10 protein-coding genes and 1 tRNA gene are annotated in these 12,188 nt (G+C 50.2%); 6 read left to right on the plus strand and 5 right to left on the minus strand.

The genetic code is table 11. The features are described 5' to 3' along the window. Nucleotides 1-66 precede the first annotated feature (66 nt). From GV764_RS15465 to GV764_RS15475, 3 genes are all read right to left on the minus strand, one after another. Nucleotides 67-151 (minus strand) — tRNA-Tyr (locus GV764_RS15465). A gap of 152 nt (nt 152-303) precedes the next feature. Continuing rightward, nucleotides 304-1,146, minus strand: a complete 843-nt coding sequence (gene purU, locus GV764_RS15470) for a formyltetrahydrofolate deformylase (RefSeq protein ID WP_125294328.1) — start codon at nt 1,144-1,146, stop codon at nt 304-306. 49 nt (nt 1,147-1,195) lie between these two features. After that, on the minus strand, nt 1,196-1,654 hold the full coding sequence (locus GV764_RS15475) for a YchJ family protein (RefSeq protein ID WP_161660909.1): 459 nt from the start codon (nt 1,652-1,654) through the stop codon (nt 1,196-1,198). Nucleotides 1,655-2,057: 403 nt separating this feature from the next. Between GV764_RS15475 and rssB the strand changes: the two genes are divergently transcribed. The 4 genes from rssB to GV764_RS15495 all read left to right on the plus strand — a co-directional run bounded on the left by rssB (nt 2,058) and on the right by GV764_RS15495 (nt 6,572). Continuing rightward, nucleotides 2,058-3,071 carry a two-component system response regulator RssB gene (gene rssB, locus GV764_RS15480; protein ID WP_161660910.1) on the plus strand — a complete coding sequence of 338 codons (1,014 nt, stop codon included), beginning with the start codon at nt 2,058-2,060 and terminating at the stop codon, nt 3,069-3,071. A gap of 200 nt (nt 3,072-3,271) precedes the next feature. Then, complete coding sequence (galU, locus tag GV764_RS15485; protein WP_161660911.1) at nt 3,272-4,180, plus strand: UTP--glucose-1-phosphate uridylyltransferase GalU; 909 nt, start codon at nt 3,272-3,274, stop codon at nt 4,178-4,180. Nucleotides 4,181-4,203: 23 nt separating this feature from the next. Then, on the plus strand, nt 4,204-5,547 hold the full coding sequence (locus GV764_RS15490) for a UDP-glucose dehydrogenase family protein (RefSeq protein WP_161660912.1): 1,344 nt from the start codon (nt 4,204-4,206) through the stop codon (nt 5,545-5,547). Between the two features lie 11 nt (nt 5,548-5,558). Beyond that, entirely contained in the window at nt 5,559-6,572 is a 1,014-nt protein-coding gene (locus tag GV764_RS15495; protein ID WP_161660913.1) for an NAD-dependent epimerase, read from the plus strand. 64 nt (nt 6,573-6,636) lie between these two features. Here GV764_RS15495 and hns read toward each other — a convergent pair whose 3' ends face one another. Then, nucleotides 6,637-7,050, minus strand: coding sequence for a histone-like nucleoid-structuring protein H-NS (hns, locus tag GV764_RS15500; RefSeq protein ID WP_125294334.1), 414 nt, complete (start codon nt 7,048-7,050; stop codon nt 6,637-6,639). Nucleotides 7,051-7,608: 558 nt separating this feature from the next. Between hns and tdk the strand changes: the two genes are divergently transcribed. Further along, a complete protein-coding gene (gene tdk, locus GV764_RS15505; protein WP_161660914.1) occupies nt 7,609-8,214 on the plus strand; it encodes a thymidine kinase in 606 nt (201 codons plus the stop codon). Nucleotides 8,215-8,291: 77 nt separating this feature from the next. Here tdk and adhE read toward each other — a convergent pair whose 3' ends face one another. Continuing rightward, nucleotides 8,292-10,970: a bifunctional acetaldehyde-CoA/alcohol dehydrogenase gene (adhE, locus tag GV764_RS15510; RefSeq protein WP_161660915.1), complete on the minus strand. Its 2,679-nt coding sequence runs from the start codon at nt 10,968-10,970 to the stop codon at nt 8,292-8,294. A 477-nt stretch (nt 10,971-11,447) separates the two neighbouring features. Here adhE and GV764_RS15515 point away from each other — a divergent pair, with 477 nt between their 5' ends. Beyond that, nucleotides 11,448-12,095, plus strand: a complete 648-nt coding sequence (locus GV764_RS15515; protein WP_161660916.1) for a YchE family NAAT transporter — start codon at nt 11,448-11,450, stop codon at nt 12,093-12,095. The last annotated feature ends 93 nt before the right edge of the window (nt 12,096-12,188 follow it).

Raw genomic sequence — 12,188 nt, forward strand, 5'->3', positions numbered from 1 at the left:
TGCTCCCTTTGGCCGCTCGGGAACCCCACCAGGGGTAATTCATATTGTAGAGGTACTGCCTGAGAATGGTGGTGGGGGAAGGATTCGAACCTTCGAAGTCGATGACGGCAGATTTACAGTCTGCTCCCTTTGGCCGCTCGGGAACCCCACCACGGGGTAATGCGTTGTTAATCACTTCCTGACCGGGAAGCGGGGCGCATCATATCAAATGAAACGCCCCTGTAAAGTCCTGCTTTACCGAAAATGTGTCGTTTGCGTACTTTTTACCCTTAACGACGGAAAGCTAATCAATGCGTTACGGGTTTAAAGCAGGATTGTGCGGTTGCCGTAAACGAATACCCGCTGTGCCAGCACGTGGTACAGCGCGCGGCTGAGAACGTTTTTCTCGACGTCGCGACCGGCGCGCATCATATCTTCCGCCGTGTAGCTGTGATCCACGTGAATCACATCCTGCATAATGATTGGGCCTTCGTCGAGATTGTCATTCACATAGTGCGCCGTCGCGCCGATGATTTTTACCCCGCGCTCGTAAGCCTGATGATAAGGGCGCGCGCCGATAAACGCCGGCAGGAACGAGTGGTGAATATTGATAATCTGGTTCGGGAAACGCGCCACGAATTCCGGCGTTAATACGCGCATATATTTCGCCAGCACCACGTAATCCGGCTGATAAGACTCAATCGCCTCAGCCATTTTGTTATCGTGCTCTTCGCGGGTCAGCCCTTCATGGCTCACCAGCTGGAAGGGGATGTCAAAACGCTCCACCAGCGTGCGCAGCGTGTCATGGTTGCCGATCACTGCGGCAATTTCCACATCCAGACCGCCGTAATTGGCCTTCATCAACAAATCGCCCAGACAGTGCGCTTCTTTGGTTACCAGAATCACCACCCGGCGACGACCGGCGGGATTTAGCTCGCGTAGCGAACCCGACGGCAGCGCGCCATCCAGATCGGCAAGCAGCGTGGCGTCGTTGAAAATGCCTTCCAGTTCGGTGCGCATAAAAAAGCGCCCGGTGCGATGATCGACAAATTCATTGTTCTGAACAATGTTCAGTTCGTGCTTGTAACAGATATTGGTGATGCGCGCGATTAACCCTTTCTGGTCCGGGCAGATCGTGCGCAGTACTTTACGTTGAATAGATTGCATTACCGGGGAAATCCTGTTGAGTGTCTGCTGATCGAGTGCTGTTAAGGCCTTATTGCCCGCAACACTTTTTAAATTTTTTACCTGACCCGCAAGGGCAGGGATCGTTACGTCCAAATTCCGGGCGTTGTCCGTCTATATAATACCAGTGTCCGTTTTCGAACAAGAAACGTGAACGTTCGATAATCGCACCGGTACGCTGGTTTTCACGATAGCGCGCCACAAAGCTGACAAAGCCTTCGTTTTCGTTACGGCCCGCCGCTTCCTCAAAAATAGTTAGCCCCAGCCACGCCGTTCCGGCGAATCCAGCCTCGATATCGGCGCGAAACCCGGCTGCCTGCACGCTGGGATGCCAGGTTTTAATCAAATAATCCGCGTTCTTCGTCACAAAAGCACTATAACGAGACCGCATAAGCCGCGCTGGATTGGGTGCCGCCACGTTTGCACTAATATAAGGCGCGCAACATAGGCTATACTCCAGAGCGCTGCCACAAGGACAAAGCTGCGACAAAGCGAGGCTCCTTGAATAAAAATAAACGGCGTTTATCGCCAGGCGGCCCTATGTTAACTGACTGGCAGCATTGATGCCATGCTGTGAAGAACCGGGGGAGCAATCGAGACGAAATGAGAGTGATATTCAGCGGTAACACCATAAGAGTGGACTCGATTGATGCATTAACTGTTTTACGAAACACATTGTTATCAGATACAGAGACAACGCTCACACAGGCGGTGCGCCACGCTGGCGGCCCGCAATCAAACGATCTTCACGTTCGTTATTGTCCAAATCTCGTGCAGTCGGCTTCTGCTGCGCGATTTTATCAGGCGTTTCGCTCCTTTCTTCGGGATATTCTGACAGGCGATAGCGGCTCGGGCATGCCACTATTTAAATATCGTCAGTCAGAGGTGATCGCATGACCCAACCCTTGTCCGGAAAAAAAATTCTCATCGTTGAGGACGAGCCCGTGTTCCGCTCGTTGCTGGACTCCTGGTTGGCCTCTCTTGGCGCGGTAACGCTGGTCGCCGTCGACGGTGTCGAAGCCCTGGAAAAAATGACCGACGCGGTACCTGATCTGCTGATTTGCGACCTGGCGATGCCGCGCATGAACGGTCTGAAGCTGGTGGAACATGTGCGTAATGAAGGCCATCAACTGCCGATTCTGGTCATCTCCGCGACAGAGAATATGTCCGATATTGCTAAAGCGCTGCGCCTCGGGGTTCAGGATGTCATTCTGAAACCGGTAAAAGATTTGAACCGGTTACGTGAAACCATCTTTTCCTGTTTATACCCCGCGATGTTTAATTCCCGCGTTGAGGAAGAAGAACGGCTGTTTCAGGACTGGGACGCGCTGGTCAGTAATCCTCAGGCGGCGGCGACGCTGCTTCAGGAACTCCAGCCACCGGTTCAGCAGGTGATCTCCCATTGCCGGGTCAATTATCGTCAGTTGGTTTCTGCCAATGAACCCGGCATGGTGTTGGATATCGCGCCGCTTTCCGATCGCGACCTGGCGTTTTATTGCCTTGATGTGACCCGCGCGGGAAATAACGGCGTACTGGCGGCGTTATTATTGCGCGCGCTGTTTAACGGGCTCTTGCAAGAACAACTCTCGCGCCAGAAACAGCGTCTGCCGGAACTGGGTCATTTGCTCAAGCAGGTTAATCAATTGTTGCGTCAAGCGAACTTAACGGGCCAGTTCCCCTTATTAGTTGGCTACTACCACAGCGGATTAAAAAATCTGATATTAGTTTCAGCGGGTCTTAACGCAACGCTTAATACCGGTGAGCAACAAATTCAGCTCAACAACGGTGTCCCTTTAGGCACATTAGGTAATACTTATTTAAATCAAATTAGCCAGCCGTGCGAAGCATGGCAATGCCAGATTTGGGGCGCGGGCGGCCGTCTTCGCTTGATGCTGTCTGCAGAATAACCATTTGATTTAAAAATGCCAGAATGCTTTTCCTGCCGCGATACTCAAGGTGTTAATATCGCGGCAACTTCTTCATATTAGTCCGAAATTGCCGCGCTTCGGCGTCTTCAGCACCCACGATGTTTTTATGCTGATATACTCGAACGCGATATTTAATTGACGAACAAGTATAAAACTTGAACGGTTCAGGAGAAATTTACATGGCTGCCATTAATTCCAAAGTGAGAAAAGCGGTAATTCCAGTTGCGGGTCTGGGGACGCGTATGTTGCCTGCAACGAAGGCAATCCCTAAAGAAATGCTGCCTTTGGTTGATAAGCCCCTGATTCAGTATGTAGTTAACGAATGTATCGCAGCCGGTATCACCGAAATTGTTCTGGTGACCCATTCATCAAAAAATTCCATCGAAAACCATTTCGATACTAGTTTTGAACTGGAAGCCATGCTGGAAAAACGCGTTAAGCGCCAGCTGTTGGCTGAAGTGCAATCCATTTGCCCGCCGCACGTCACTATTATGCAGGTGCGTCAGGGCCTGGCGAAGGGCCTGGGCCATGCGGTCATGTGCGCCCACCCTGTGGTAGGTGACGAGCCGGTCGCCGTGATCCTGCCGGACGTTATCCTCGATGAATTTGAATCCGACTTGTCCCAGGATAACCTGGCGGAAATGATCCAGCGCTTTGATGAAACCGGCAATAGCCAGATTATGGTGGAGCCCGTTGAAGATGTCACCGCCTATGGGGTAGTGGATTGCAAAGGCGTAGCGTTGAGTCCGGGCGACAGCGTGCCGATGGTCGGTATCGTTGAAAAACCAAAAGCGAACGTAGCGCCGTCCAATCTGGCGGTTGTGGGCCGTTATGTGCTCAGCGCGGATATTTGGCCGCTGCTGGCGAAAACCCCTCCGGGAGCGGGTGACGAAATCCAGTTGACTGACTCTATCGCGATGCTGATGGATAAAGAAACCGTCGAAGCCTACCACATGAAAGGTAAGAGCCACGACTGCGGTAACAAACTCGGCTATATGCAGGCGTTCGTTGAATACGGTATTCGTCACAACACGCTGGGCGAAGAATTTAAAACCTGGCTTGAAAGCGCGGTCGGCGTTAAGAAATAAGCTTCTCACCGCAGGATAAAACAATGAAAGTAACCGTATTTGGTATTGGCTATGTCGGCCTGGTACAGGCCGCGGTGCTGGCGGAAGTCGGGCACGATGTCATGTGCATCGATGTTGATGAAAAAAAAGTCGAGAACCTTAAACAGGGTATCATCCCTATTTATGAGCCAGGCTTAACGCCGCTGGTTAAGAAAAATTACGAAGAAGGTCGTCTTCATTTCAGCACCGATGCGAAAGAGGGGGTCGATCATGGCGTTATGCAGTTTATTGCCGTGGGCACCCCGCCAGATGAAGACGGCTCCGCCGATCTGAAGTATGTCACTGCTGTCGCGCGAACCATCGCTGAGCATATGACGGACCACAAAGTTGTGTTGGATAAATCCACCGTGCCGGTCGGCACAGCGGATAAAGTTCGCAAGGTGATGGTTGACACGCTCAGGCAGCGCGGTAGCGATCTGGCTTTTGATGTGGTGTCGAATCCAGAGTTTCTCAAAGAAGGGGCGGCGGTATCCGACTGTATGCGTCCTGAGCGCATCGTTATCGGCACCGATAATAATGATGTTGTCGATCTGCTGCGTGAGCTTTATGAGCCGTTTAACCGCAATCATGACCGTCTGATTTTAATGGACATCCGCAGCGCTGAGCTGACCAAGTATGCTGCTAACTGCATGCTGGCGACCAAAATCAGCTTTATGAATGAAATTTCCAACCTGGCGGAACGTCTGGGTGCCGATATCGAAAAGGTCCGTCAGGGCATCGGTTCCGACTCACGTATCGGTTACCACTTTATCTACCCTGGCTGCGGCTACGGCGGATCCTGCTTCCCGAAAGACGTCCAGGCGCTGATCCGCACGGCAGAGCAAATCGGCTATGTGCCACGCATCCTTAAAGCAGTGGAAGAGGTGAATGAAGATCAAAAGATGAAGCTCCCTGAGTTTATCATCCGCCATTTCGGCGAGGATCTTCAGGGCAAAACGTTCGCGCTGTGGGGACTGTCGTTTAAACCGAATACTGATGACATGCGTGAAGCCTCCAGCCGTGTGCTGATGGAAGAACTCTGGAAACGCGGTGCTGTGGTTCAAGCATTCGATCCTGAGGCCATGGATGAGACGCAGCGGATTTACGGACATCGCGCAGATTTACGCCTGATGGGAACCAAAGAATCGGCACTGCAGGGCGCAGATGCGCTAGTGATTTGTACTGAATGGCAGGCTTTCCGTGCGCCGGATTTCGATGCCATCAAAAAATCACTCAAACAACCGGTTATCTTTGATGGTCGTAATCTGTATGATCCCGTCAGGCTCGACAAGCGCGGCTTTGTTTATTATGCAATTGGCCGTGGAGCATCCATTAATATTGCAAAATAAATGAGGGTCATATGAAATTTCTGGTTACCGGTGCAGCAGGCTTTATCGGTTTTCATGTGAGCGAGCGTCTGCTTGCTGCCGGTCACCAGGTTATCGGAATCGATAACCTGAATGACTACTACGACGTTAATCTCAAACTTGCCCGCCTCGATCTTCTCAAAAAGCATTCCGCCTTTCGCTTTGACAAAATAGACCTCGCCGATCGAGAAGCCATGGCGACGTTATTTTCTGCAGAACAGTTCCAGCGCGTGATTCATCTTGCGGCTCAGGCCGGGGTGAGATATTCGCTGGAAAACCCGCATGCGTATGCGGAAGCCAATCTGATTGGTCACTTAAATGTGCTGGAAGGGTGCCGCCACAATAAAATTGAACATTTATTATACGCCTCGTCCAGTTCGGTTTATGGTTTGAACCGTAAAATGCCTTTCTCGACTGAAGATTCAGTCGATCATCCGGTTTCTCTCTATGCAGCGACAAAAAAAGCCAATGAATTAATGGCGCACACCTATTCTCACCTTTACGGATTACCCACAACGGGGCTGCGCTTTTTTACCGTTTATGGGCCGTGGGGGCGTCCAGATATGGCGCTATTTAAATTTACTAAGGCCATCATTGAAGGCAAAAGCATCGATGTTTATAACCACGGGCAGATGCGCCGTGACTTTACATATATCGATGATATCGCCGAAGCTATTGTTCGTTTGCAGGATGTTATCCCTGAACCTGATGCTAAGTGGACGGTTGAAGAGGGCACGCCGGCTACCAGCTCTGCGCCTTATCGCGTCTACAATATCGGTAACAGCTCTCCGGTTGCGCTCATGGATTACATCTCAGCGCTGGAAAAAGCCCTTGGCAAAGAAGCGATTAAGAATATGCTTCCGATGCAGCCTGGTGATGTGCTGGCCACCAGTGCGGATACACGGGCGTTATATGAGGTTATTGGTTTTAAACCCCATACAACCGTAGAAGAAGGCGTTCAGCAATTTGTTGACTGGTATAAAAATTTCTACCACATCGATCAATAATTGTGGTGAGTAAATGAAAACAAAAATCCCGCCGAGGCGGGATTTTTTATTGAGGTCAGTAAACTTACTCGTTGATCAGGAAATCGTCGAGTTGTTTGCCTTGCTCTTCGATAGCTTTTTTGATTACCGCCGGGGTACGGCCCTGGCCAGTCCAGGTTTTGCTTTCGCCGTTCTCATCAATATAGCTATATTTAGCCGGGCGAGCAGCGCGTTTTGCTTTAGCGCCGGTTTTAACCGCGGCCATGCTGTTCAGTAATTCATTCGGATCAATACCGTCAGCAATCAGCATTTCGCGATATTGTTGTAATTTGCGAGTACGTTCTTCGATTTCAGCAGCAGCTGCGCTTTCTTCTTCGCGACGCTCAGATACAACAACTTCTAATTTTTCCAGCATTTCCTCAAGCGTTTCGAGGGTGCATTCTCTTGCCTGCGCACGAAGAGTACGGATGTTGTTCAGAATTTTAAGTGCTTCGCTCATTGTAGTAATCTCAAACTTATATTGGGGGGGTTTGTTGAGCTAATAATAGAGCCTTAATTTAAGTTTCGCAATAGGGCGAAATGTAAGGAATTCAAAATTACAGAATATATGTTAGCGGTACGAAATATTTTTCCGGCCGTTTTTCTTGAACAACCGCACAAAAAAAGCGGGAGTAAGGTAAATTTCAGACAAAATATTGCGTATCGGATAACTAAACTACCGCCTTCCGCAGGCCATTATTGCGGCCAAACATTAATATCATCCTTATGTATTATGGAGTGAACAGTGATGAAAAAATCTAACAATTATAAATACATTTAGCGAGGCGTATAACGAGACGGATTAATTTGAAAAATACTGCGATATCTGTAGGTTACGCTAATTTTTGGATAATTGCTTTACCTTGAGCGAACAAAAATTAAACGTCATTTCTTATATATATTGACGAAACCGCCGTAGCAGAAATGACCACGCTTATGCCCTACAGCGCTGCCTTCGCAGAAGAATATGGTACACTCTCGCCAGCTAAAATTACATGACGACGGAGTGATGCGGCGAATGGCGCAACTATATTTTTACTACTCGGCAATGAATGCAGGTAAGTCCACCGCGCTACTTCAATCATCGTGGAATTACCAGGAAAGAGGGATGAGGACGCTGGTTTACACCGCAGAGATTGATGACCGCTTCGGCACCGGTAAGGTCACCTCACGTATCGGCCTCTCATCGCCTTCACGGCTGTTTAATCCCAAAACTGACTTATACAACGATATTCATTCCGAGCATCAGCGTGACGCGATTCACTGCGTTCTGGTGGATGAAAGCCAGTTTCTGACGCGTGAACAGATGTATGCGCTTTCTCAAGTGGTTGATGATTTGGATATTCCCGTGCTGTGTTATGGGCTGCGTACCGATTTCCGGGGAGAATTATTCAGTGGAAGCCAGTATTTGTTGGCCTGGTCCGATAAGCTGGTAGAGCTGAAAACCATCTGCTATTGCGGACGGAAGGCCAGCATGGTTTTGCGTTTAGACCAGCATGGTAAGCCTTATAACGAAGGCGAACAGGTCGTAATAGGGGGAAATGAACGCTATGTCTCCGTGTGCCGCAAGCATTATAAAATCGCGCTGGCGACAGGCTCTCTGAAAGAGATCCAGAATAAATAACGGTATTCAGCGTTACGGTTGATAACAAGGATAAAAAAACCCGCCGTTAAGGCGGGTTTCTATTATTGCCTGGGGCATCAGGCAGATTTTTTCGTTTTTTTCTCAGCTTTGACGGGTGCGACAGCGGCTTCTTTCGTCGCTACGCCACCTTCAGTGTATTCACGACCGTAGAAGGTATCCATCAGAATCTGTTTCAGCTCGGAGATCAGCGGATAACGCGGGTTCGCGCCGGTGCACTGGTCATCGAAAGCATCTTCAGACAGTTTATCTACGTGGGCCAGGAAGTCAGCTTCCTGCACGCCAGCTTCACGGATAGATTTCGGAATACCCAGTTCAGCTTTCACGCTTTCCAGCCATGCCAGCAGTTTCTCGATTTTCGCAGCAGTACGGTCGCCCGGTGCGCTCAGACCTAAGTGGTCAGCGATTTCTGCATAACGACGGCGCGCCTGCGGACGGTCGTACTGGCTAAATGCCGTCTGCTTGGTCGGGTTGTCGTTGGCGTTATAGCGGATAACGTTACAAATCAGCAGGGCGTTCGCCAGCCCGTGCGGAATATGGAACTGAGAACCCAGCTTGTGCGCCATGGAGTGGCAAACACCCAGGAAGGCGTTAGCAAACGCGATACCTGCGATGGTCGCAGCACTGTGGACGCGTTCACGCGCTACCGGGTTTTTAGATCCTTCATGGTAGGACGCTGGCAGGTTTTCTTTGAGCAGTTTCAGGGCTTGCAGCGCCTGGCCGTCAGAGAATTCGCTTGCCAGTACGGACACGTAAGCTTCCAGGGCGTGGGTCACCGCATCCAGGCCGCCAAAGGCGCACAGGGATTTCGGCATATCCATTACCAGGTTCGCATCGACGATCGCCATATCCGGCGTCAGCGCGTAGTCTGCCAGCGGATATTTCTGACCGGTCGCATCGTCAGTCACTACCGCGAACGGGGTGACTTCAGAACCGGTACCGGAGGTGGTGGTGACAGCAATCATCTTCGCTTTCACGCCCATTTTCGGGAACTTGTAGATACGCTTACGGATGTCCATAAAGCGCAACGCCAGTTCTTCGAAGTGGGTTTCCGGATGTTCGTACATGACCCACATGATTTTCGCGGCATCCATCGGGGAGCCGCCGCCCAGCGCGATGATCACGTCAGGTTTGAAGGAGTTCGCCAGCTCTGCGCCTTTACGTACGACGGACAGCGTTGGGTCGGCTTCCACTTCAAAGAAGACTTCCACTTCAACGCCAGCCGCTTTCAGAACGGAGGTGATCTGGTCAGCATAGCCATTGTTGAACAGGAAACGGTCGGTCACGATAAGCGCACGCTTGTGGCCGTCGGTAATCACTTCATCCAGCGCGATAGGCAGAGAGCCGCGGCGGAAGTAGATGGATTTCGGAAGTTTGTGCCACAACATGTTTTCTGCTCGCTTGGCCACGGTTTTCTTGTTGATCAGATGTTTCGGACCGACGTTTTCAGAGATGGAGTTACCGCCCCAGGAACCACAACCCAGCGTCAGGGAAGGGGCCAGTTTGAAGTTGTACAGGTCGCCGATACCACCCTGAGATGCCGGGGTGTTGATCAGAATACGTGCGGTTTTCATTTTGTTGCCGAACAGGCGAACGCGTTCCGGCTGGTTGTCCTGGTCGGTATACAGGCAAGAGGTATGGCCGATACCGCCCATTTCCACCAGTTTTTCCGCTTTGGTAACCGCGTCGTCAAAATCTTTGGCGCGGTACATCGCCAGCGTCGGAGACAGTTTTTCGTGAGCAAACGGTTCGGATTCATCAACAACCGTTACTTCGCCGATCAGAATTTTGGTATCAGCCGGTACGGTGAAGCCTGCCAGCTCAGCGATTTTAACCGCGGGTTGGCCTACGATAGCGGCGTTCAGCGCGCCGTTTTTCAGGATGATGTCCTGAACGGCTTTCAGCTCGCTGCCCTGCAGCATATAGCCGCCATGGGTGGCGAAACGCTCGCGCACGGCGTCATACACGGAATCCACAACCACAACGGACTGCTCGGAAGCACAAATTACGCCGTTGTCGAAGGTTTTAGACATCAGCACAGACGCGACAGCGCGTTTGATATCGGCGGTTTCGTCGATAACCACCGGCGTGTTACCCGCACCGACGCCGATAGCAGGTTTACCGGAGCTGTATGCCGCTTTAACCATGCCCGGGCCGCCAGTCGCCAGGATCATATTGATATCCGGGTGATGCATCAGGGCGTTGGACAGTTCGACGGACGGCTGATCGATCCAGCCGATCAGATCTTTCGGGGCACCGGCTGCAATGGCGGCCTGCAGTACGATGTCTGCCGCTTTGTTGGTGGCATCTTTGGCACGCGGGTGCGGAGAGAAGATGATACCGTTGCGGGTTTTCAGACTGATTAAGGATTTAAAAATCGCGGTAGAGGTTGGGTTAGTGGTTGGAACGATACCGCAAATAATACCAATCGGCTCGGCGATGGTGATGGTCCCGAAGGTGTCGTCTTCAGACAGCACGCCGCAGGTTTTTTCATCTTTATAGGCGTTGTAGATATACTCAGAAGCAAAGTGGTTTTTAATCACTTTATCTTCTACGATACCCATACCGGATTCGGCAACAGCCAGTTTCGCGAGGGGGATTCGAGCATCAGCGGCGGCCAGGGCGGCGGCGCGGAAGATCTTGTCTACTTGCTCTTGAGTAAAGTTGGCATATTCACGCTGGGCTTTTTTCACGCGCTCGACGAGTGCGTTAAGTTCAGCGACGTTGGTAACAGCCATAAATGCTCTCCTGATAATGTTAAACTCTTTTAGTAAATCAGCTGTTCGACTCGTCAGTATAGTCAGCGAGAAACAGCTTTGGTAAAGACAAGGTGTGACGGAACGCTACTACCTATTATTTACCGATTTACTAAAAGAGCCTTACCTGAAACACCACTAATATATGATGTTGTTATCAATTGGGGCGTAATCAAGAGTACCCACTTCTTGGTAGAAAATGTGTGATCTGAATCAAATTTACACCATGCTGACACCTTTCAGCATGGGGTTTTCGCCGTCAATTGTTAACAGAATAATACTGATTACATCATGTAAATATTAAAGTTCCATGAATACAACACACCTATAACACAGATAAATAATTCCATCATTTTCCAATTATTCAGATAAATGTGCTGTGAAAGAACGTGACGGCAGTTGAGGTTTTCCATTACATTACGCATGCCACAACTACCCCTCAGGAATGCGGAGCTCCCCGTGATGCAGTCGTTTTTTGATTTGCCAACCTACTTTAAATTTTTTATAGGATTATTTGCGCTGGTCAACCCGGTGGGCATCATCCCGGTGTTTATCAGTATGACCAGCTACCAGACGGCGGCAGCACGCAATAAAACTAACCTCACAGCCAACCTCTCCGTAGCCATAATTTTATGGACTTCGCTGTTTCTCGGCGACGGCATACTGCAAATTTTCGGCATATCTATTGATTCGTTTCGTATCGCTGGCGGCATCCTGGTCGTCACTATTGCCATGTCGATGATTAGCGGCAAGCTCGGTGAAGATAAGCAAAATAAACAGGAAAAATCAGAGACGGCTATTCGTGAAAGTATTGGTGTTGTGCCGCTTGCTCTGCCGCTCATGGCTGGCCCAGGGGCAATCAGTTCGACGATAGTTTGGGGCACGCGCTATCACTCAATTTCTCATCTGATCGGGTTTTCTGTGGCGATTGCCCTGTTTGCTTTGTGTTGCTGGGGCGTATTCAGGCTGGCGCCATGGCTGGTAAGACTACTTGGCCAAACGGGTATTAACGTCATAACCCGTATCATGGGGTTGTTGCTCATGGCTCTGGGGATCGAATTTATCGTAACGGGGATTAAAGCGTTATTTCCCGGGCTGGTTTCTTAATCACCTTACCTTTGAAAAAGACGAAGCGCGCTTCGTCTTTTTTTGAAATTTTACTCGCATCAGTAAAAAAACATATTCTCTTGAGGTTTACAT

Source organism: Atlantibacter hermannii, assembly GCF_009907385.1.
Classification (GTDB): domain Bacteria; phylum Pseudomonadota; class Gammaproteobacteria; order Enterobacterales; family Enterobacteriaceae; genus Atlantibacter; species Atlantibacter hermannii_A.

What these genes read in the sequence shown, in the direction of transcription:
- purU (WP_125294328.1), bottom strand. Translation starts at nt 1,146, where the DNA reads ATGCAATCTATTCAACGTAAAGTACTGCGCACGATCTGCCCGGACCAG.
- rssB (WP_161660910.1), top strand. Translation starts at nt 2,058, where the DNA reads ATGACCCAACCCTTGTCCGGAAAAAAAATTCTCATCGTTGAGGACGAG.
- galU (WP_161660911.1), top strand. Translation starts at nt 3,272, where the DNA reads ATGGCTGCCATTAATTCCAAAGTGAGAAAAGCGGTAATTCCAGTTGCG.
- GV764_RS15490 (WP_161660912.1), top strand. Translation starts at nt 4,204, where the DNA reads ATGAAAGTAACCGTATTTGGTATTGGCTATGTCGGCCTGGTACAGGCC.
- GV764_RS15495 (WP_161660913.1), top strand. Translation starts at nt 5,559, where the DNA reads ATGAAATTTCTGGTTACCGGTGCAGCAGGCTTTATCGGTTTTCATGTG.
- hns (WP_125294334.1), bottom strand. Translation starts at nt 7,050, where the DNA reads ATGAGCGAAGCACTTAAAATTCTGAACAACATCCGTACTCTTCGTGCG.
- tdk (WP_161660914.1), top strand. Translation starts at nt 7,609, where the DNA reads ATGGCGCAACTATATTTTTACTACTCGGCAATGAATGCAGGTAAGTCC.
- adhE (WP_161660915.1), bottom strand. Translation starts at nt 10,970, where the DNA reads ATGGCTGTTACCAACGTCGCTGAACTTAACGCACTCGTCGAGCGCGTG.